The following is a 21,487-nucleotide window of genomic DNA, read 5'->3' as shown; positions in this document are numbered from 1 at the left end:
GTAATGACCGGCGATTTGGCTCGGGGCCTGAAATGTCATCGGCGAGCGGACTGTGCCCTGAAGTTTCCCCTGCCCGCATTCAATAACTATCTATGCCGCCCGCGCACCGCACTTCTGATTGATTGGCCGCTGTCACCCTTGGGCCAACGGCCCTCGTTCAAATGCCAGCGCTCCACGAGCGCCTATCGGAAAGCAAGACGGATGCAAACACTGACCCCGGTGCCACCCGCACCCACCGAAACCTACCCTGGCGCCGCCGCTGCACTACAGCGACTCGACGCCACCCGCGCGAGCCTGAGTCTCGAACTGGCCGCATTGCCTGTGCCAGCCCAGACCATGCTCGATGCCGCAACCGCCGCCGAGCGAGAGCTGGAAATCGCCAGCCTGCTGCAGCGGCTCGACGCCTACTGGACTCCTGCACGCCGCGAGACCTTTCGCACCGCCATGAAACAGGCGCTGGCCGATGAGGTCACGGTCATGATTCACGAGCGCGACCTGCAACCGGCTCATGCCGCCTGCCTGCCCGACTCGAACGAAGCAGCCACGTCGACGGCTCTGGCCGTCCATCTGCTGCTCAATGACGACGAGCAGGTCGAGCTGACCGGCGCTCTGGTGCTGGTCCGGGACCAGGACCAGACCCTGCTGATGCTTCCCGGCGTGGGCGTGAGCGGTTTCAACACGCTGAAACAAATGCGCGAATCCCTGGCCCAGGGGCTGAATTCACCCCTCAGGCGCGTCTTGTTTAACACCCTTGAGCAGCCCCATCAGGATCGACTGCGGCAGATCGACAGCGAGCCGGACCTGTATCTGGAGCCTTTCACGGCGGCAGACGTAGTGCTGCCGTCCGTATCCGGCGACCCTTTCGCCCACGCCGTGGAGAGTCTGTTGAGAAAACAGCGCGCGGACGTGCGGCACGCCTGCAGCGCATCAGCCGGTGAGCCGCGAGAGCGCGAACGCCTGATTCGCCAGGCCATCGCAATGCGTGGCCTGTGGGGGCCGGGTGCCATGCTGGATCTGCGCGAACAGACGTTTGCCGAGCGACGCGAGCGCCAGAGCCTGCCGGACTGGGTGAAGTTTGCCAGCCCGGACGACCTGACCGCCTATGTGCAGCGATTGCAGCATTACGACGCGACGCGTGCCGCGGTGCTCAGCGTGCTTGGCCCGGCCGCTTCGCCGGAGCGCTTCGCCGAAGCACACCTGCGCACGCGACTGGCCGATGACCTGGGTCACGCGCTGGACCCGCAGGCGATCACCGTCGGTACGCGCCGAACCTTGCCGGTGACCGGCGAGGCCTACACCACGACCCGCTCGCTGGTCGAGCTGGCCCTGTACGGCCTGCACCCGGACGACCTGATTCCCGGATCGGATTTTCTCAGCCACACCACGATAAGCCTCGACGACCAGGCGTTCGAGCCGGTCCAGGCAACCCTCACCCCGGCCTACCTCGCGCAGCTGGTCGATGAGCTGGACTTGCGCGCAAGGTTTGGCGATTACCAGCGAACGGCGTATCAGAACCCTGACCATCAGCAGCTCATGCGGGTGCTGACCCGCGCCCGGATCACCGCGCAAGCTTATGCGGCAAAGATGCAGGGCCACATCCAGCCTGATGACTTTGCGCTCATCGAAGCCGCCAACTCGCCGCTGACAGCACCCGATGCCGCCCCCGTCATCCAGCAGATCACGCTGCACAACCGCCACGCCCTGGGCAAGCTGCTGGTATTTGCCAAGCGCTCGACGCAAGGTGCGCTGCAACGACTGGTGCTGGTCGCCATGGACGCGCCGTCCCCGCAGCGTTTCAAGGCGTTCGACAACCCGACCCAATTGCAGCACGAGCTGATCGGCTGGTTTGCTTCCGACGCAATGCGCGCCTACCTGCTCGGCCAAGTCGACGTTGCCAGCCGGCCGCTGCTGAATCAGTTGCTGGTGGCCCTGAAACTCAAGCCGTATCCGAATGCAGACTTCGTTCGCCTCAGCGATCTCTCCAGCTATGACGCGGGTTTGCAGTATCTGGTCGAAGAGCACGTCGCCGTCGCGCTTTCCGAGCAGGCCCGGCACACGCCCGACTGGTATCTGCAGGCCAGCCGTGAACAGCGCCAACAGTTGGTGGCCCTGGAGGACGCGGCCGCAGGTGCCATGCGCAACTATGAGGAAAAACCGCATACCCGGGCGCAGACGTTCGAGAAGTATGTGCATCAGCGCGCCAGCCAGAAGATCGCCCAGCTATTGAACGTGCCCCCTGGCTCGGTGGACCCTGACACCATCACGATCTATAGCGAGCGCGAAACGCTTAACTACACCGACATGCTGCTGCATGGCTACGACGACAGCCTGGGCTTGAGCCGTACCGGCGCCGACACCCACGCCAAATTCAGCGGCCCGGCCGGCGTGGACCTGACCCTGCTGACACCCGAACGTGTTTCAGGCTCGGTACGCGGCCAGTGGCTGGCCGACGATTACATCGCGCTGGTGAAAAGCACCCTGCTCGACAGTAGTGCCGAGGGTTACGCGTACCGCCGCCAGACCAGCGTGTTGATCACTCAATTGCAGATGCAGGCCGCCGCGCTGCGCAGCCTGCTCAAAGGGCATATCACTGCCGTGCAATATGGCTGGCTTCACGAGTCCATCGATCATGCGCACCGCAACGACAACGGAGTGCGTGAGCGCTTTCCGCTCTACCCGTTGCAGATCCATGTGGACAAGCCGTTCATCGGCACCGAACTGAGCGGCATCGATCAACTGGTGATCCCGGACACGCGGCTGACCCACGTCGAAACCGTACAAGGTTGCATCGCGGTTCTGCCCACCCGAATCAGGCAGGCGGCGCTGCTGTACACCCCGCAGGCGCCCGATGGCATCGAGTTTCGCCTGTTCGCCCGCTTCGTTGACTCGCTGCAGACGCCGGGCATGATCGACTACTACACCCAACGCTGCCGGATCAAATCGCGCAAGACCCTGGCACTGTTCCTGGCCGACATGCAGCGCGGTAATGCCAGCAAAGCACCGTTTCTGCCCAAGGAGTCCATCTCCGATTTTGCCGACACCTGTTACAACCGGCCTCTGCTGCGCCGGCTCCGCGATGCGGACGAGACCACCACCAGCCGCAAGGAAATGCTCACCCGACTGGTCTGGACCACGGTCGAGCTGATCGCAGCAGTGGTGACCCTGCCGTTTCCCACCGCAAGCTTTGCCGTGGGCGCCTTGTTGTCCCTGCACGACAGCGTGCGCGCATTGCAGGCGCTGCGCGAAGGGGAAACCGAAGCGGCCGGCGCCTATATCCTGACCTCCTTGCTCAACAGCCTTGGCGCTGCGGGGGACATTCATTCGGGCATCAAAGGTCTGGGCGGCACATTGCGGCGTATCGCGGCCGATGGCCAGCCCGGTACGCCGCCTGCGTCGACGCCGCTCCAGCGTTCCACGTCCTTGCCGCGCTACGAAGATCTGTTCCCGGTGCAGCTCCAGGACGAAGCCTTCCTGGTCAGCAAACCCGACGCTCACGGTCATGCGCCGGTGTTCCGCCGTATCGAAGGTTCATCGCAGGACGTGAATGCAACCGGCCAGTTCGCGCTCTATCAACGCGACGGCGGTTGGCAGCCGTTGGGGCGTTCGCCCAGTCTGGGTTCGGGGGCGCAATCCGGACTGCGCAGCGAGCTGAGCGTCCAGTTGTCCCTGCGCGATGTGCCGCCAATCAACAGCGGCCATGCCCAAGGTGTACGCATGGTCAACGGCCAGTCGTACATCGAGTTGTCCGGCCGGACGTATCAGGTCCATTACGATGCGCAGCTGCGTTGCTGGCAAATCGTCGATCCCGCCAATCCGTTTGCCTTCTTCGGCAGGCAGCCGGTTCGCCTTGACGAGCATGGCCAGTGGCAACTCGTGGAGCGTCCCGGACTGCGTGGCGGAATGGATGAAGCCGGCAGGTACAGGCCGCTGAAGGAAGACGAAGCCGAGCTTGTCGCCAGCCACCCTACCGGCCGCTATGAATTGCCGCCGACCATGCAAAAGTATCTGCACATCATTCTGAACAGGGAACCATACGACCCCAGCGGATACGGCCTGGAAAGTTATTTCGAGACGTACTTCGGAGGCATGCGCGAGACCCACACCGCGCTTCGCGAGACGTTGTACCGGGACGCCGACGCGTTTTTCAGTCAGCCTGCGGCGGTTTCCAGACCGCGCCTGCCGACGCTGACGCCGCCTGTGAAGCTGGAAACCTGGTTCCAGAATATCTTTACCCACAGCGACGGTCTGGTCCTGAGCGAGGTTCCGAAATCCGTGGCCAGCAAGCGACTGCTGATCATGAACATGCCGTTACTGGCCGAACAGCGTGTCGAAGTCATCTATATCGAGCACCTGTTCACCGACCGGCACCTGCCCAAACTCGCCCAATACCGTGCGATGGGCAACAAGAGCCGGGCCGGCTCCCATGAAATCAAATATCACTTCCGGGAAATCAATAACGGCGCGCTGGATAACCTGACCACCGAGTACGACTACTACCATCTGGTCAAGACTGCCCATCGGCACGGTATCGAAATCCGGCCGTTCAGCTCATCGGTCAGTTATCCGCTGCTCGGCCATCCGGTAGCCATTGCGGCAGGCGACAGCGCTGCGGGCGAAAAAATGAGCAAGTTCTTTGGCCACACCTTGATCAGCAGCGACGTTGCAGCCAACCCTTCACGGCGCTGGATTGCCTTGCTCGATCACCGCCTGGCCACGACTCACGGTGAGCTACCCGGCATTGCCGAGCTGCAGGGCGTCACCTGCGCTCATATTCAGGATATAGCGGGAGGACGAGCGACCCGAATCACGTCAGGCCCCGCCGGCATTGCTGAAACGGGTGTGCACAGCGATTACCTGATCAGCTTTTCCAATCCGTTGATTCTGCCTCCGGCATCGTCCCTGCTGCCCAGTTCCCAGGTGGACGACGCGCTGTTCAAAGCCTTGGCAGACAACGAGGCCGTTCTTGCCGGTGAACGCTGGGCCGGGGAATATGGCTTTCGCTGGGATGATATCGGCGGCTGGCAGCGCATCGAACCGCAGGACTGGACCGCCAATCATCCTGCAACCGCGCTCCAGCAATCGCTGGCGGACTCGGCCTACGACACCCCGATCAGTGACAGACCCCTGATGCACACGCTGGCCAATTTCCAGAGCAAAGGGCTGGATCAGGAGTACTTCATACTCGACCCTGCCATGGGCAAAGTGCGCAGCGAATTCTTTACCCGGCGCCGGAAGCTGCAATCGGACGCGAGCGTCATTGTCCCCACCGCGCTGCCGCCACGACCCGGGCTACCCCCTGCGCAACTGCCGCCCCGGCCGACACTGCCGGTCGTGCAGCCGCAAACCAGCCTGCCGGATTTCCTGACCACGCTGTACCAGCACACGGACGGCGTGGTCATCGGCGAAACCCATTCGTCGATCGCCAGCAAGAAGCTGATCATGGACAACCTGCCGCTGCTCAAGCGGCAGAACGTTCGCACGCTGTACATGGAGCATCTGTTGACCGACCTGCATCAGGCCGACCTGGACCGCTTTTTCGAGACCGGCCAGATGAGCAAGGGCCTGCTGCACGACTTGAAGAAGCTGGATCGCGGCCACTTTACCGATCCGGACAAGGTCTACACCTTTGAGCAGTTACTGATCAAGACCCAACAGCATGGCCTGGAGATCCGCGCCCTGGACTGCACGGCCAGCTACTACCTCAAGGGCCTGCTGAACAAGGTCGATACGTCGCGCCAGCAAATGATGAATTACTTTGCGTCGCGCACGATCGGCAAGCATCAGCAAGTCATGGGCGCCCACAAATGGATCGCGCTGGTCGGCAACAGCCATTCCAGCACCTTCGCTTCCCTGGTTCCGGGCATTGCCGAATTGCAGGGCGGTATCAGCGTGCGGGTGATCGACGTATTGCCGGGCAAATCCAGAGGTGTGGTGCGTGACCCGGGTGAATTCCTGCCGACCGGCATCACGCGGGAAACCGCCGAAGTCAAAAGCGACTATCGCGTGGAACTGGAAGTGAGCAACCGAGTGATCACGGTCCGCCCGCCCAAGCCGATCCCGCTTGATGAAAAACTGGCCAGGCCGGGGATGTTCCTGATCGAACAGGGAGAAGGCGACGTCCACGTTGTCGTGCATCGATCCCGCGCCTTTCAGATCAATCGCACGCCGGTGCTCGTCAACGAACAAGGCAAGCTGTACGTGGATCGCCCAAGCTGGGCACCCGTTCACCTGACGCCTTACGACGATATGGACGCGCTGATCAGTGCACTCAAGAGCATCAACCTGACCCGCGTCGGTTGACCCGCCAGGGCGAGTGCGGCCTCAGGCCGTCTCGCCCTTGGGCAAGCGCTGCTCCAGCAACTGGTGCAGCGCGCTGCCTTGCGGCCAGTTGCGCAGGAAACGCGCCCGGTCGCGGGCAAAGGCCGGCGCAAACGCACTCTGGGTGCCGTGCTGTTGCACGGCATCCAGATCGATCAACACCCAACGCTCGTCCTGCCAATAGATGTTCGTACCTTTGAAGTCGCCATGGCTGATGCGCTCGGCGATCAGCTGCGAGAACAACAGGTCCAGTGCATTCAGATCACGCTCCGGCACATCGCCCGATTCCACGAACGGCGCAAAGCGCTCGATGATGTTCGGCCCGTCCAGCGCCTCGGTAACCAGATACGCCTTGCTGCGCAGACCGAGGAAACGCGGCTCGCGCACGGCCAGCGGCTTGGGCGTGGCGATACCCAGAAACATCAGCCGATTGCCTTCGCGCCACGAGTGCACGGCCCGGCTCGGGCGCCAGAAACGCTTGAGCCAGTGACTGAAATCCTTGATGTTGTAGCGTTTGATCACCACCGCACGACCACCGACCTCGACCCGCGCAACGCTGGCGGAGTTACCGGCCTTGTACAGATGGCCGCGCTCGAGCAGCGCATCGGCCTGTTCCAGCACCGGCAACAGCGCCGCCTCTTCTTCCCGGCGAATGGCCTGGAACAACGAGGCGGTATCGGTGACGCTGAACAGCGTGCAGTCACGGCCTGTCTTGCTCAGTAAATCCTTCAGGCGCCAGCTGCGCACCTTGTCGATCTGCTTTTGCAGGGCTTCCATCGGCAAACCATGCTCGGCATTGCTGAGCAGGTAATGCACCAGCAGTTCTTCGGTGAACGGTTCGAATGCCCTGGGCAATTGCGCAAAGAACATACCGAGGTTTTCCAGGACTTTCTGGCGGGACAGCGGCTGCCCGGCCTGCTCGACGCAAATGCCCGCGCCATCAATCAGATACAGCCGGCCATCGTGACGCAGCAGGTTGTCCAGGTGCAGGTCTTCCTGCCACAGCCCTTTGGTGTGCAGTTGAGCGATGGCGGACAACGCTTCGCCCAGCACCGCTTGCTGCTCATCGGCCAACGGCGGCAGATGCTCGACCCTGGACCAGGCATCGCCCAGGCTTGGCGCATCTTCCAGCCACTCGAACAGCAACCAGCCGCCCTCGCCTTCCTGCAAGCCGTCGGCCAGCAACCGCGGCGTGGTCATGCCTTGTTCGGCCAGCAGGCGTACGCCGGAACGTTCACGCTGAAAATGCCGGGCAGCCTTGCTGCCGACCAGCAGTTTCGCCAGCACCGGCCGGCCGCGCCAGACGCCCGCGCCCACATAGCGCTGGCCCGGCAACACGCGCAGCAGGGACAGTAATTGCAGTTCGGCCGGGCCTGCCGCATCGGCCAGCGCCAGGGTCATAGGCAGTTGGGGAGTACGTCCGGCGTTGTTGAGTTCAGACAAACGCATCAGCGGTTCTCTTTCTGGTCACGGTATCGAGGGTCGCGCTTGTGCTGCTCGCGCTGACCGAGTCGTGCATTCCAGGCATCGACCTGGGCACTGTCGGTCGCGGCATGCAGATACGCGGCCAGGAGTTCGCGTCGTTCGGCTTCACCCCACATCGGCGCGCGGCGCAGCAAAGGCTCCAGATCCTTGATCAGGTCACGCCGGCCGAACAACACCGGGCGAGTCTTCTCCAGGTCGATCAGCTGGGCCTGATAAACGTCGCCTTGCGCCTGCAGGAAGATGTGCTTGGGATAAAAGCAGCCATGCACCTGACCTGCGCCGTGCAGGGTACGCGCCAGCTCGCCACACGCCTTGAGAATAGCCGCGCGCACCGGCTCAGCCAGGTCGAACCAGCCGCTCAGGATCGCGTCCAGGTCAGTCCAGCCATCCAGCGCACGCGTCATCAGGATCGCCCGGCGCTCGCCGTTGACCCGACGCTCTGCGTAGAACGCTGCCTGCAAGGCCGGGATACCCAGCTTCTGGTAGCGGCTGATATTGCGAAATTCCCGGGAAAACGAAGGCTCACCCAGCGGGTGGTGCAGGGTATGAGTCAGGTAATTGCTCTGGCGCTTGAGGTAGAACCCCTGGCCGTCGAGGTCCAGGCGGAACACGCTGCTCCAGCCGCCCCGGCCGGTATTGGGTTCATCCACCGCGTCGAGCTGCACGTCCCACAGCGCCTGGAAATCGGTCAGACCATGGCGTTCGAGCAACGACTGGTCGGCACTGGCGATAAAAACGCTCATTCGCGCCCCTCGAAAAAACTGATGACATGCCGGATACGCTTTTTGTCGGAGGCATTGAGGCGCGCTCGCTGACGATATTGCAGGTAGAAACGCAGGCGCTGAGTGGCGGACAGGTGGTACTTGGCGACCTTGTCCAGACAGGCGAGGTCCTTGGTGATCCGGTAGCGCAGCATGAAGCTCCACCAGAACGCGCCATTGGGGCAGTCGATGAAGAACAGCCGGTCCTGATCGTCGACCAGCAGGTTGCGCCACTTCAGATCGTTGTGGGTGAAGTGCCGGTCATGCATGGCCCGGGTGCAGGCGGCCAGCTGGCGACTGATCCCGTCGACCCAGGCCCGGTCGCTCAGACGCGGATCGTTGCGCTTGGCCACGGCGGACAGGTCTTCGGTATTGGGCAACTCGCGGGTGATCAGCGCGCCACGGTCGTAAGCGGCACCATTGCGCTCCAAACCCCAGGCCACCACATCGGCGGTCGGGATGCCCCATTTGGCGAAACGCTTGAGGTTCTGCCACTCGGACTTTACCCGCGGCTTGCCGACGTAACGACGCAAGCCCTTGCCGGCGCCGCTGTAGCGCTTGACGTAATAATTGACCCCGCCGCGTTCCACGCGAATCACTTCCGAGAGCGGGTCGCGGGTCAGATGCTCGCCTTGCAGAGCGAACACTGCATCCAGGCTGCCGAACTCTTCCTCAAGAAAGGCGTATTCGGGCTCCAGAATCCAGCCCGCCATCAGAGCGCGCCTCCGTAGCGCAGCTTGCGCTGGTACAGCTTCTCGGCCTTGCGCTCCAGCCAGACCAGCAATGCGGCTTCTTCGGCCAGAATCTGTCGCAGTGGCTTGAGGAAATAGCCTTTGAGAAAGCGCAGCTTGTCGCGGCGCGTCAGACCGATCTCGAGGGCGGAATAATAAAGGGCTCCCAGATCCTTGTTACGCCAGCGGGCAGGCAGCACCTTGCGCGTCTGGGCGCGATGCAGGTCGATCACCGACAGACGGAAATCGTCGGCGCTTACCGGCTTGTCGGTGTGCAGCAGGAAGTGGCAGATGTAGCAATCGCGATGGTTGACGCCGGCGCGGTGCATCATGCCCACCAGCCGGGCCACTTCGGCGATCAGCGCGCGTTTCAGGCGCGGCGGCGGCGGCTCGGCCAGCCAGTGGCGGCTGTAGTCTTCCAGGCTTTCGGTCGGCGCCAGTTCTTCAGTGACGATGAACGAATGCTGCGCCGCCGGATTGCTGCCGCGCTCGCCGTAGGCTACCGCGGTCATGGTCGGCACGCCGACTTCGTGCAGGCGTGCAACGGCCTGCCATTCCATCCCGGCGCCCAATACCGGCAGCTTGGCGGTGGCGAGATTCTTGGCGATTTCACCCCAGCCGATGCCACGGTGGATCTTCACGAAATAGCCGCGCCCCTCGACTTCAGTGCGCAAGGTGCGACGCCCTTCAAGTTCGCGGTAGACCTTACCGTCCAGCGCTTCGACCTCGGCAAAGGCATCGCGCCCGGCCCACAGGCTCTTGAACGGTTCAGCCAGGAACAGTTTCATCAATAATGCTCCGCCAGAATCACATCCGCCGCGTGCTGCGGCATGCTGTAGAGGTCTGCAGTTTCTGCGTAGGCCAGCCCGTTGCGACTCCAGGCCTGCCGCGCCGCATCGTCCGCCAGCATCTCTGCCAGGAAACGATTGAGCTGCGCCTGCTCGAACGGCTCGTCCAGCACCCGACCGCAATCGGCCTCGGCGATGTAGTGAGCGTACCCGCAGACCGCACTGACCAGCACCGGCAGCCCGGCCACCAGGGCTTCGAGCAGCACGGTGCCGGTGTTCTCGTTGTAGGCCGGGTGGATCAACAGGTCGGCACCCAGCAGAAAGCGCGGAATATCGCTGCGGCCTTTCATGAAGGTCACTTGATCGCCCAGGCCCAACGCAGAGCTTTGCAGTTGGAATACCTTGGGGTCGTCCTGGCCGATTACAAACAGCCGGGTGCGTTTCTTGAGTTCGGCGGGCAATGCGGCCAACGCCTTGAGGCTGCGATCCACACCCTTGGTCTTGAAGCCTGAGCCGATCTGCACCAGCAACAGGTCGTCGTCGGCCAGGCCGAACTCCTTGCGGAACTCGGCGCGCACCTGAGGCGCGTCCGCAGGGGCGCGGCGGTCCTGGGAAATGCCCGGCGGCAGCAGATGGAAGCGTTCCAGCGGCGTGTTGTAGTGCTTGATGAACAACGGCTGCTGGACCTCGGAGATCATCAGCACCTGGGTTTTTGCGTCCTCGGCGAACACCGCTCGCTCGTACTCGGCAAAATGACGGTAGCGGCCCCATTGACGGTACAGCGAGCCGCGCAGGTTCTGCGCCTTGTCCTCGAAGCAGCCATCGGCGGCGTAGTACACGTCCAGGCCAGGCATCTTGTTGAAGCCAATCAGGCGATCCACAGGACGTCTGGCCAGGTCTGCCTGCATCCAGGCCAGGAGTTTTTCATTGCGCCGATGATTGAAGAACGCCTTGACCGGCGCGACCAGCACTTCAAAGCCGGGCGGCACCTCGCCTTCCCAGATCAGGGTGTAGACGCGGATCTGATGCCCGCGCTGCTGGCACTCCAGCGCAATGCGCATGAAATCCCGTTGCAGGCCGCCGAACGGGAAGTATTTGTACAGTACGAATGCCAGTTGCATCAGACGGTTTCCTTTGCCAGCAACAGCGCGCCCAACTGGCTCGCTACTCGCTCGGGATTCAAGGGGGTGAAGCACAAGGGCCACTCGCGCTTCAGATCGAACCGCCGCTGGTCTTCAGCGGTGGGCTGGTAGGTGCATTTCTTTTGCAAGCAAGGCGCGCAGCTCGGGTAGTCGCTGGCCAGATGCACCTGCGACTGACCATAGGCGCCGGTCAGGCCCGGATTGGTCGGGCCGAACAGGGAAATGGTCGGCACATCCAGCGCGGCCGCCAGATGACCGATGCCGGTATCCACCGCCACGCAGGCCCGGGCGCTGGACAGCACTTGCGCCACGCCTGCCAGATTCAGCTTGGGCAACACCTGCGCGTGATCCAGACCTTCAGCGATACGCTCGGCACGGGCCTTTTCCGACGGATTGCCCCAAGGCAAGCGCACTTGCAGGCCGCGTCGGCCCATCAATTCGGCCAACTGGCGCCAGTACAGCTCGGGCCAGTGCTTGGTGTCCCAGGTGGTGCCGTGCAGGAACAGCACGAACGGCGCCGTGGTCGCGCCATCCGGCTCAGTCAGCGGGTTGAGGCCGTACTGGCCAAGACCGCTGGGCAGTTCATAGCCGAGGGCCTGGGCAAACAATTGGCGCAAGCGCTCCACCGCGTGCTGCCCGCGGGCCACGGAAAGCGGCCGGTCATAAAAGCGGCTGGCCAACGGCTCGCGGGCCGAGTTGCGATCCAGCCCGGCCACCGGCGCACCGGCGTAACGGGTGAGCCAGGCGCTTTTGAACAGCCCTTGGGCGTCGATCACCAGGTCGTAGCGCGATTGGCGCAGGCTCTGTTTGAAGCGCTTCCACTCGCCGGACTTGAAGGTCTGCCACAGGTTCTTGCGCCAGCGGCGAATCGCCACCGGGATCACCTTGTCGACGGCCGGATGCCAGGTCGGAATCTCGGCGAAGCCTTCTTCCACCACCCAGTCGAAGCGGATGCCGGGCACGGCGCGTGCGGCGTCGGTCAGCGCGGGGAGCGCGTGAATGACGTCGCCCAGAGACGAGGTCTTGATCAGCAATACCCGCAAGTTCAGACCACCTCGACCGGGGTGCCACTCATGCGACCCAGCGCCTGGATCACGGCGTCCGGCTCCAGCAGGCGCAGGCAGTTGTAATGGCCGAAGCGGCAGGTGCGGTCGAAGCACGGGCTGCATTCGATACCCAGGCGCACCACTTCGACCTCATCGGCCAACGGCGGCGTGAAGCCTGGCGAGGTCGAACCGTAGACGGCAACCAGCGGGCGATTCAGCGCGGCGGCCACGTGCATCAGGCCCGAATCGTTGGACACCACGGCGTCAGCGCAGGACATCAGGTCGATGGCTTCGGCCAGGGAGGTTTCGCCGCTCAGGTTGACGGACTCTTCACGCAGGCCGGGAATCAGGTTTTCACGAATGGTTTCACCGACCGGATGGTCCTTCTTCGAGCCGAATAGCCACACCTGCCAGCCTTCGCGAATCCGGGCGTCGGCCACTTGCGCGTAATGCTCGGCCGGCCAGCGCTTGGACTCGCCGAACTCGGCACCCGGACACAGCGCCAGCACCGGGCGGTCCAGGGTCAGGCCGAACCTGGCAAGCGCGATTTCACGGGTCGCAGCGTCGATGCGCAGGCTCGGTTTGGGGTACGGACGCGGCAGCTCGGCGCCCTTGTCGTAGGCCAGCGCCATGAAGCGCTCGATCATCAGCGGGTAGCGTTCTTTGTCGAGGGTGCGCACGTCATTGAGCAGGCCATAGCGGAATTCGCCACGCCAGCCGGTACGCTTCGGGATGCCCGCGAAGAACGGCACCAGGGCCGACTTGAGGGAATTGGGCAACGGGATCGCCTGGTCGTACTGGCCGGCCAGGCTCTTGCCGATGCGCCGGCGGGTCGCCAGCTCAAGGGCGCCGTGGCCGAGTGGAAAGCTCAAGGCTGCGCGCACCTCGGGCATGCGCTCCAGAATCGGGCGGCTCCACTCGGGGGCCAGCACATCGATTTCGCACTCAGGATGGCGCTGCTTCAGGCACTGGAACAGCGTCTGCGCCATTACCATGTCACCGACCCAGCTAGGCCCAACGATCAGAATTCTCATGCTTCTTCCAAAACGACCAGGGAGGCCGGTCAGACTGCGTGACATTCCCACACAACCCGCCGCCTCCCTGTCATAGCTTTATATAGCGTGCGCGATGCCCGATGGTACAACCGGCGGCGTCACGCACGAGGCCGAACGCTCAGTCTTCATGGCATCAGCTCAACCCCATCTGCGTCCAGATCCGCATCACTTCACGCCGCTCGGCCTGAAACTGGTCGCCGCCGACCACGCCTGCGTCTTTCTGCAGTGCCTGTCGGTGAGCCGCCGCGCGGTATGCCTTGTAGGCTTCGCGCAACAGGCTGGCGTCGGCGTCGGGCAGCAGACCGGCTTGCTCCAGACCTTCGAGAATCCGGATATTGTCGGTGTACCGCACCAGTGCGGGATGCTCTCTGGACCACGCCAGGGCCGCGTATTGCACCATAAATTCGATATCGACGATACCACCGGCGTCTTGCTTGAGGTCGAATGGCACTGTCGCTTCGAAGGCATTGGGCGCCGTGCCGGCTGCCGTCACCCGCGTCCCGAGATTGTCACGCATCTTGGCGCGCATCTCGCTGACCTCGGCGCGCAACTTGTCCAGGTTGCGCTCGCGCCCCAGCACCCTGGCCCTGACTTGCTCGAACGCGGCGCCCACGTCGCGACTGCCGACCAGCACCCGCGCACGGACCAGCGCCTGATGTTCCCAGGTCCAGGCCTGGTTTTCCTGATAGCGGTCGAACGCGCCCAGGGAACTGACCAGCAACCCGGACGCGCCGGAAGGCCGCAGGCGCATGTCGACTTCATAGAGCTGGCCGGAATTGGTCTGGGTGGTCAGCAGATGGATGATGCGTTGTCCCAGGCGGGTGAAAAACTGCGCGCCGTCGATGGGCTTGGCGCCGTCGGTCTCGGCCTGGGGATCGCCGTCGTGGATGAACACCAGGTCCAGGTCCGAGCCATGGCCCAGTTCGATACCGCCGACCTTGCCGTAACCCACGATGATGAAGCTGGGGTCGCACAAGCTGCCATCGGGGCGGGTCGGTATGCCGTGCCGCGCGACGGTGTGGCGCCAGGCCAGCGCCAGCACCTGTTCGAGAATGGCCTCGGCCAGCCAGGTCAGGTAATCGCTGACTTTCATCAATGGCAGGCTGCCGGTGATTTCGGAGGCCGCGACCCGCAAACGGTGGGCCAGCTTGAAGTGCCGCAGGGCCTCCATCTGTTGCTCCAGGTCGTCCTCGGGAATACGCACCAGCCGCTCGCGCAATTCGGCGGCCAGTTCCGGCGCCAGCGGCGGGTTGAACAGCCGGCCCTCATTGAGCAATTCGTCCAGCAGCAACGGGAAACGCGCAATCTGCTCGGCGATCCACGGGCTGGCGGCGCACAGGGTCAGCAAACGCCGCAAGGCATCGGGGTTTTCCGTGAGCAGCACCAGATAGGCCGAACGCCGTGCCACGGCTTCCACCAGCGGCAGGACCCGCTCCAGCACCAGATCAGGATTGTCATGCTCGACCGCCTGCGCCAGCAGCCTGGGAATGAAAGCATCCAGGCGCTCGCGACCCAGCCGCTGCATGGAGCGTAATTGCGGGCTGCCGCGCAGGTTGGCCAGGTGCTTGAGCGCCTTGTCGGCATCCGCGAAACCGGCCTGCAATAATTGACGGCACGCGGCGTCTTCATCCTGGGATTCTTCCCACAACGGCAGCCACTCCCCTCCGACTACAACCTCGCCGCCGTCGTCCTGCTCGTCATCCGGATCGGCAATCACCTGTCGAAAATGCCACGACACCCGATCCCGCCAGTGCATCAGCCGCTCATGGAAGCTCGTCCAGTCGGCAAAGCCCAGCATAAAGGCGATGCGCGCCTGATCCAGCTGGTTGTCCGGCAGCATCTGGGTCTGGCGGTCGGCGATGGCCTGGATGGCGTGTTCGGTGTAACGCAGAAATTCGTAGCCTTCGCGCAGTTCATCGGTTACGGCGGCCGGCAGGTAACCTTGCCCTTCCAAGGTCTTGAGCACTTTGAACAACGGCCGCTGCTGCAGGCTCAGGTCGCGACCGCCGTGAATCAACTGGAACGCCTGGGCAATGAATTCCACTTCGCGTATGCCGCCGGCGCCCAGCTTGATGTTCTCGGCCATGCCCTTGCGGCGCACTTCCTGCTGAATCAGCTGCTTCATGGTGCGCAGCGCTTCGATGGCCGAAAAGTCCAGGTAACGGCGATAGACGAAAGGACGCAGCATATCCAGCAACTGCTCACCCGCCGCATGGTCGCCACCGACCACTCGCGCCTTGATCATCGCGTAGCGTTCCCAGTCGCGGCCCTGATCCTGGTAATACTGCTCCAGCGCGTTGAAGCTCAGCACCAGCGCTCCGGACGAGCCGTAAGGACGCAGGCGCATGTCGACGCGAAACACGAAACCGTCGACCGTCACCGGGTCCAGCGCCTTGATCAGGCGCTGGCCCAGGCGGATGAAGAATTCCTGATTATCGAGCGGGCGCTTCACACCGGTGGTTTCGCCCCCTTCGGGGTAGCCGAAGATCAGGTCGATGTCCGAGGACAGGTTAAGCTCGACGGCCCCCAGCTTGCCCATGCCCAGGATGACCAGATGCTGCGGCTCGCCGCTGCGACTGCCGATCGGCGTGCCGAACTGCTGGCAATGACGCTGGTATAGCCACTGGTACGCCTGGTCGATGGAGGCGTCCGCCATCTCCGACAGATCGCGACAGGTTTCGGTCAGGTCAGCCGTACGACTAAGGTCGCGCCAGATAATCCGGACTTGCTGACGCATGCGTTGCCGACGTAGATTACGCCCCAATTCATCTTCGCTGCCGGCCGCCTCGACTGCCGCAGCAATTTGACCGCGCAGCTCACCCGCCGTGAAGCTACGCTCCAAAGCGCCGGATTGCGCCAGCTCCAGCAGCATGTGCGGGTCGCGGCACACCTGCTCGGTGACGAAATCACTGGCTGCACAGACCCGGTCGAAGGCGCGCATGCGCGCCTCGGGCCAGGCCTTGAAAGACGCCAGGGATTGGTCGGATAACGCGGCAACGGCAGTTTCGAATGTCTGCCGTGCGCGGGTAACCACAGGCAGGAGAATGTCGGGGAAATCGGTCAGCGAAGGAAGGCTCATGGTCTATCCTGATTCGGCGTACTTGAGGCTGCCTGCCATGACCGCAAGAACCACGCAACACCGAGGAATGTCGAACAAAGGTTATTAATTGCCGGAAAAACCGCACAAGCAGCAGCCAATGCCAATTTTTCCGCTAACGCTATTCAATTCGAATCAACGGTACCGATTTATCTCACAACACGACAGGAGCGATTTGGTCGCTTCTCTGTAGTTTTACTACTGGGCCTGCTATCCGAAAGGCTGAAATGGTCAACGATTTGTAGTAAAACTACACGCCGCCGGAACCTACCTCCGGTAATCCAAGAATTTATGTCGTCTGCCCACAAGGCCAGTCGCAAACTCAGGCAACCGATTCTGGAAGCCTTTCCGCCCTGGAGCAAGCCATGCAAGACCTCGATCCCGTCGAAACCCAGGAATGGCTGGACGCCCTGGAATCGGTTCTCGACAAAGAAGGCGAAGACCGTGCTCACTACCTGATGACCCGTATGGGCGAACTCGCCACCAGAAGTGGTTCGCAGCTGCCGTACGCCATCACCACGCCATACCGCAACACGATTCCCGTCACCCACGAAGCACGCATGCCTGGCGACCTGTTCATGGAACGCCGCATTCGCTCGCTGGTGCGCTGGAACGCTTTGGCCATGGTTGTCAAAACCAACCTGAACGACCCGGACCTGGGCGGTCACATTTCCAGCTTCGCCTCCAGTGCCACGCTGTATGACATCGGCTTCAACTACTTCTTCCAGGCGCCGACCGATGAACACGGCGGCGACCTGATCTACTTCCAGGGTCACGCATCGCCAGGCGTCTACGCCCGTGCGTTCCTCGAAGGCCGCATCACCGAAGACCAGATGAACAACTTCCGTCAGGAAGTCGACGGCCTTGGCCTGTCGTCTTATCCACACCCGTGGCTGATGAAGGACTTCTGGCAGTTCCCGACCGTTTCCATGGGTCTGGGTCCGATCCAGGCGATCTACCAGGCACGCTTCATGAAGTACCTGGAGCACCGCGGCTTCATCCCGGAAGGCAAGCAGAAAGTCTGGTGCTTCCTGGGCGACGGCGAGACCGACGAGCCGGAATCCCTGGGCGCCATCGCCCTGGCCGGTCGCGAGAAGCTGGACAACCTGATCTTCGTCGTCAACTGCAACCTGCAGCGTCTCGACGGCCCGGTTCGCGGCAACGCCAAGATCATCCAGGAACTGGAAGGCGTATTCCGTGGTGCCCAGTGGAACGTCACCAAGGTCATCTGGGGCCGTTTCTGGGACCCGTTGCTGGCCAAGGACGTCGACGGCATCCTGCAGCGCCGCATGGACGAAGTCATCGACGGCGAGTACCAGAACTACAAGGCCAAGGACGGCGCGTTCGTCCGCGAGCACTTCTTCAACACCCCTGAGCTCAAGGCGATGGTCGCGGACATGTCCGACGACGAAATCTGGAAGCTCAACCGTGGCGGCCACGACCCGTACAAGGTCTATGCGGCCTACCACGAGGCGGTCAACCACAAGGGCCAGCCTACCGTTGTCCTGGCCAAGACCATCAAGGGTTATGGCACCGGCGCCGGCGAAGCCAAGAACACCGCGCACAACACCAAGAAGGTCGATGTCGACAGCCTGCGTCACTTCCGTGACCGCTTCGACATTCCGGTCAAGGATTCCGAACTGGAAGCCCTGCCGTTCTACAAGCCTGAAGAAGGCAGCGCCGAAGCCCGTTACCTGAGCGAGCGTCGTGCCGCACTGGGTGGTTTCGTGCCGCAGCGTCGCGCCAAGAGCTTCAACCTGCCGACACCGCCACTGGAAACCCTCAAGGCCATCCTGGACGGTTCCGGCGACCGCGAGATTTCCACCACCATGGCTTTCGTGCGCATCCTGGCGCAACTGGTCAAGGACAAGGAAGTCGGTCAGCGCATCGTGCCGATCATCCCGGACGAAGCCCGCACCTTCGGTATGGAAGGCATGTTCCGCCAGCTGGGCATCTACTCCTCCGTCGGCCAGCTCTACGAGCCGGTCGATAAAGAGCAAGTGATGTTCTACCGCGAGGACAAGAAGGGTCAGATCCTCGAGGAAGGCATCAACGAAGCCGGCGCCATGTCGTCTTTCATCGCAGCTGGTACGTCGTACAGCAGCCACAACCAGCCGATGATTCCGTTCTACATCTTCTACTCGATGTTCGGTTTCCAGCGCATCGGTGACCTGGCATGGGCCGCTGGCGACAGCCGCACCCGTGGCTTCCTGATCGGTGGCACTGCCGGGCGTACCACGCTCAACGGCGAAGGTCTGCAGCACGAAGACGGTCACAGCCACATCCTGGCCTCGACCATCCCGAACTGCCGCACTTTCGACCCGACTTACGGCTACGAGCTGGCGGTCATCATTCGCGAAGGCATGCGCCTGATGTTCGAAGAACAGCAGGACGTCTTCTACTACCTGACCGTGATGAACGAGTCCTACGTCCAGCCAGCCATGCCGGCCGGTGCGGAAGAAGGCATCATCAAGGGCATGTACCTGCTCGAAGAAGACACCAAGGAAGCGGCGCACCACGTCCAGTTGCTGGGCTCGGGCACCATCCTGCGTGAAGTTCGTGAAGCGGCGAAGATCCTGCGTGACGAGTTCAACATCGGTGCCGACGTGTGGAGCGTGACCAGCTTCAACGAACTGCGCCGTGACGGCCTGGCCGTCGAGCGTCACAACCGCCTGCACCCAGGTCAGAAACCTCAGTTGACCTACGTGGAAGAATGCCTCAACGGCCGCAAGGGTCCGGTGATCGCGTCGACCGACTACATGAAACTGTTCGCTGACCAGATCCGTCAGTGGGTTCCAACCAAGGAATACAAAGTCCTGGGCACCGACGGTTTCGGCCGTAGCGACAGCCGCAAGAAGCTGCGTCACTTCTTCGAAGTCGACCGCCACTTCGTGGTGCTGGCCGCCCTGGAAGCCTTGGCTGATCGTGGCGATATCGAACCTAAAGTCGTGGCCGAAGCCATTACCAGGTTCGGTATCGATCCTGAAAAACGCAATCCACTGGACTGCTAAGAGTCTGCTTCAAGAGCGCTGATCAAAGCGTAGACAGCCGAGGATGCGGAATTTACCTGGCGTAAATGAGCATCCAACGCTGTTTCGTTGCAATTGAACCAGCGTATTCGAGAGTGAACAGGTTCTCCGAAGGAGAGACATAGTGAGTGAGCTAATTCGCGTACCCGACATCGGCAACGGTGAAGGTGAAGTCATTGAATTGATGGTCAAGGTCGGTGATCGCATCGAAGCTGACCAGAGCGTTCTGACGCTGGAGTCGGACAAGGCGAGCATGGAAATCCCTGCTCCCAAGGCCGGCGTGATCAAGACCATGAAGGTCAAGCTGGGCGACCGCCTGAAAGAAGGCGACGAGCTGTTCGAGCTGGAAGTCGAAGGCGAAGCCGCTGCCGCACCGGCCGAGGCCGCGCCTGCCGCAGCTCCGGCCGCTGCTGAAAAACCTGCTGAAGCGGCCCCCGCTCCGGCTGCAGCGCCTGCACCGGCGGCTGCCGCTTCGGTCCAGGACATCCACGTGCCGGATATCGGTTCGTCGGGCAAGGCCAAGATCATCGAACTGATGGTCAAGGTCGGTGACAGCATCAAGGCTGATCAATCCTTGATCACTCTGGAGTCGGACAAGGCCAGCATGGAGATTCCTTCTCCTGCCGCGGGCGTTGTCGAGAGCATCGAAGTCAAGCTGGACCAGGAAGTCGGCACCGGCGACCTGATCCTCAAGCTGAAAATCGAAGGCGCCGCGCCAGCCGCAGCACCCGCACCGGCTGCCAGCGCTCCGGCTGCCGCACCGGCCAAGGCTGAAGCGGCGCCCGCCGCTGCTGCACCTGCCGCACCCAAAGCCGAAGCGCCTGCCGCGCCGGCTGCACCGGCCAAAGACGGCGCCAAGGTTCATGCAGGCCCGGCGGTTCGTCAGCTGGCGCGCGAGTTCGGCGTCGAGCTGTCCGCCGTCAGCGCTTCTGGCCCACACGGCCGTGTGCTCAAGGAAGACGTGCAAGCCTACGTCAAGACCATGATGCAGAAGGCCAAGGAAGCACCAGCCGGCGGCGCAAGCGGCGGCATGGGCATCCAGCCGATTCCCGAAGTCGATTTCAGCCGTTTCGGCGAGATCGAAGAAGTGCCGATGACCCGCCTGATGCAACTGGGCGCGACCGGTCTGCATCGCAGCTGGCTGAACATTCCGCACGTGACTCAGTTCGACCAGGCCGACATCACCGAGCTGGAAGCCTTCCGCGTCGCGCAGAAAGCCGTGGCGGAAAAGGCCGGCGTCAAGCTGACCGTGCTGCCGTTGCTGCTCAAGTCCTGCGCACACCTGCTCAAGGAACTGCCGGACTTCAACGCTTCGCTGGCGCCAAGCGGCAAAGCGGTGATCCGCAAGAAGTACGTGCATATCGGCTTCGCCGTGGATACCCCGGACGGCCTGCTGGTTCCGGTCATCCGTGACGTCGATCAGAAGAGCCTGCTGCAACTGGCTGCCGAAGCGGCTGCACTGGCCGAGAAGGCGCGCACCAAGAAGCTGACCGCCAACGACATGCAAGGCGCCTGCTTCACCATCTCCAGCCTCGGTCACATTGGCGGCACCGGCTTCACGCCGATCGTCAACGCGCCGGAAGTGGCGATCCTCGGTGTTTCCAAGGCAACCATCCAGCCAGTCTGGGACGGCAAAGCCTTCCAGCCGAAACTGATGCTGCCTCTGTCGCTGTCCTACGATCACCGCGTGATCAACGGCGCGGCCGCTGCCCGCTTCACCAAGCGCTTGAGCGAATTGCTGGCGGATATCCGCACGATCCTGCTGTAAGCCTGAGCCGGCCCGTCGTCATGGCGGGCCGCACTCAATCGTTTTGCGAGCCCGTAGGCTCGAACCTCAACCCCGCTCTTGCGGGGCTTTTTTTGCCTGCGGGTTTTACCTGCGCGGGCAGATGCAGAGCGGAGCGCCACCCGGTCCGCTCCTGCAATTTCGCCAGGCATTGAAGAACTGGCGTTTGCGGCCGACACTTTTATAGCACTGAGCCATTGCGGCCCTTGTAAGCCTGCGCTGCATGATGCAACCTTGCCACGTGCGTCA

At 62.7% G+C, this 21,487-nt stretch carries 11 protein-coding genes; 3 read left to right on the top strand and 8 right to left on the bottom strand.

What is annotated here, in order from left to right:
• Positions 1-201: 201 nt before the first annotated feature.
• Entirely contained in the window at positions 202-6,300 is a 6,099-nt protein-coding gene (locus EGJ27_RS06615) for a membrane-targeted effector domain-containing toxin (protein WP_125829932.1), read from the top strand.
• 21 nt (positions 6,301-6,321) lie between these two features.
• Here the strand turns inward: EGJ27_RS06615 and EGJ27_RS06610 are convergent, their stop codons facing one another.
• The 8 genes from EGJ27_RS06610 to glnE all read right to left on the bottom strand — a co-directional run bounded on the left by EGJ27_RS06610 (position 6,322) and on the right by glnE (position 16,405).
• Positions 6,322-7,767 (bottom strand): lipopolysaccharide kinase InaA family protein, encoded by a 1,446-nt coding sequence (locus tag EGJ27_RS06610; protein WP_125829931.1) that lies wholly within the window; start codon positions 7,765-7,767, stop codon positions 6,322-6,324.
• Positions 7,767-8,546, bottom strand: coding sequence for a lipopolysaccharide kinase InaA family protein (locus EGJ27_RS06605; RefSeq protein WP_125829930.1), 780 nt, complete (start codon positions 8,544-8,546; stop codon positions 7,767-7,769). The genes EGJ27_RS06610 and EGJ27_RS06605 overlap by 1 nt, the downstream gene beginning before the upstream one ends.
• Positions 8,543-9,277 (bottom strand): lipopolysaccharide kinase InaA family protein, encoded by a 735-nt coding sequence (locus EGJ27_RS06600; protein ID WP_125829929.1) that lies wholly within the window; start codon positions 9,275-9,277, stop codon positions 8,543-8,545. Before EGJ27_RS06600 ends, EGJ27_RS06605 begins: the two co-directional genes overlap by 4 nt.
• Complete coding sequence (gene rfaP / locus EGJ27_RS06595) at positions 9,277-10,083, bottom strand: lipopolysaccharide core heptose(I) kinase RfaP (protein WP_125829928.1); 807 nt, start codon at positions 10,081-10,083, stop codon at positions 9,277-9,279. The genes EGJ27_RS06600 and rfaP overlap by 1 nt, the downstream gene beginning before the upstream one ends.
• The gene (locus EGJ27_RS06590) at positions 10,083-11,204 is read right to left on the bottom strand and encodes a glycosyltransferase family 4 protein (protein WP_125829927.1); all 1,122 of its coding nucleotides are present in this window, start codon (positions 11,202-11,204) and stop codon (positions 10,083-10,085) included. Before EGJ27_RS06590 ends, rfaP begins: the two co-directional genes overlap by 1 nt.
• Entirely contained in the window at positions 11,204-12,268 is a 1,065-nt protein-coding gene (waaC, locus tag EGJ27_RS06585; RefSeq protein WP_125829926.1) for a lipopolysaccharide heptosyltransferase I, read from the bottom strand. Before waaC ends, EGJ27_RS06590 begins: the two co-directional genes overlap by 1 nt.
• 2 nt (positions 12,269-12,270) lie before the next feature.
• The gene (waaF, locus tag EGJ27_RS06580) at positions 12,271-13,305 is read right to left on the bottom strand and encodes a lipopolysaccharide heptosyltransferase II (RefSeq protein WP_125829925.1); all 1,035 of its coding nucleotides are present in this window, start codon (positions 13,303-13,305) and stop codon (positions 12,271-12,273) included.
• A 154-nt stretch (positions 13,306-13,459) separates the two neighbouring features.
• The gene (glnE, locus tag EGJ27_RS06575) at positions 13,460-16,405 is read right to left on the bottom strand and encodes a bifunctional [glutamate--ammonia ligase]-adenylyl-L-tyrosine phosphorylase/[glutamate--ammonia-ligase] adenylyltransferase (RefSeq protein ID WP_125829924.1); all 2,946 of its coding nucleotides are present in this window, start codon (positions 16,403-16,405) and stop codon (positions 13,460-13,462) included.
• A gap of 383 nt (positions 16,406-16,788) precedes the next feature.
• On the opposite strand from glnE, the gene aceE reads away from it, so the two are divergent.
• On the top strand, positions 16,789-19,434 hold the full coding sequence (aceE, locus tag EGJ27_RS06565) for a pyruvate dehydrogenase (acetyl-transferring), homodimeric type (RefSeq protein WP_125829922.1): 2,646 nt from the start codon (positions 16,789-16,791) through the stop codon (positions 19,432-19,434).
• Between the two features lie 142 nt (positions 19,435-19,576).
• Entirely contained in the window at positions 19,577-21,220 is a 1,644-nt protein-coding gene (aceF, locus tag EGJ27_RS06560; protein ID WP_125829921.1) for a dihydrolipoyllysine-residue acetyltransferase, read from the top strand.
• Positions 21,221-21,487 lie beyond the last annotated feature (267 nt).

This window comes from Pseudomonas sp. v388, assembly GCF_003935425.1.
In the GTDB taxonomy this organism is placed as follows: Bacteria; Pseudomonadota; Gammaproteobacteria; order Pseudomonadales; family Pseudomonadaceae; genus Aquipseudomonas.
This window is presented reverse-complemented; position numbering and strand designations above follow the sequence as displayed.

Coding starts and splice junctions, on each gene's coding strand:
- EGJ27_RS06615 (WP_125829932.1), top strand. CDS start 202: ATGCAAACACTGACCCCGGTGCCACCCGCACCCACCGAAACCTACCCT.
- EGJ27_RS06610 (WP_125829931.1), bottom strand. CDS start 7,767: ATGCGTTTGTCTGAACTCAACAACGCCGGACGTACTCCCCAACTGCCT.
- EGJ27_RS06605 (WP_125829930.1), bottom strand. CDS start 8,546: ATGAGCGTTTTTATCGCCAGTGCCGACCAGTCGTTGCTCGAACGCCAT.
- EGJ27_RS06600 (WP_125829929.1), bottom strand. CDS start 9,277: ATGGCGGGCTGGATTCTGGAGCCCGAATACGCCTTTCTTGAGGAAGAG.
- rfaP (WP_125829928.1), bottom strand. CDS start 10,083: ATGAAACTGTTCCTGGCTGAACCGTTCAAGAGCCTGTGGGCCGGGCGC.
- EGJ27_RS06590 (WP_125829927.1), bottom strand. CDS start 11,204: ATGCAACTGGCATTCGTACTGTACAAATACTTCCCGTTCGGCGGCCTG.
- waaF (WP_125829925.1), bottom strand. CDS start 13,305: ATGAGAATTCTGATCGTTGGGCCTAGCTGGGTCGGTGACATGGTAATG.
- glnE (WP_125829924.1), bottom strand. CDS start 16,405: ATGAGCCTTCCTTCGCTGACCGATTTCCCCGACATTCTCCTGCCTGTG.
- aceE (WP_125829922.1), top strand. CDS start 16,789: ATGCAAGACCTCGATCCCGTCGAAACCCAGGAATGGCTGGACGCCCTG.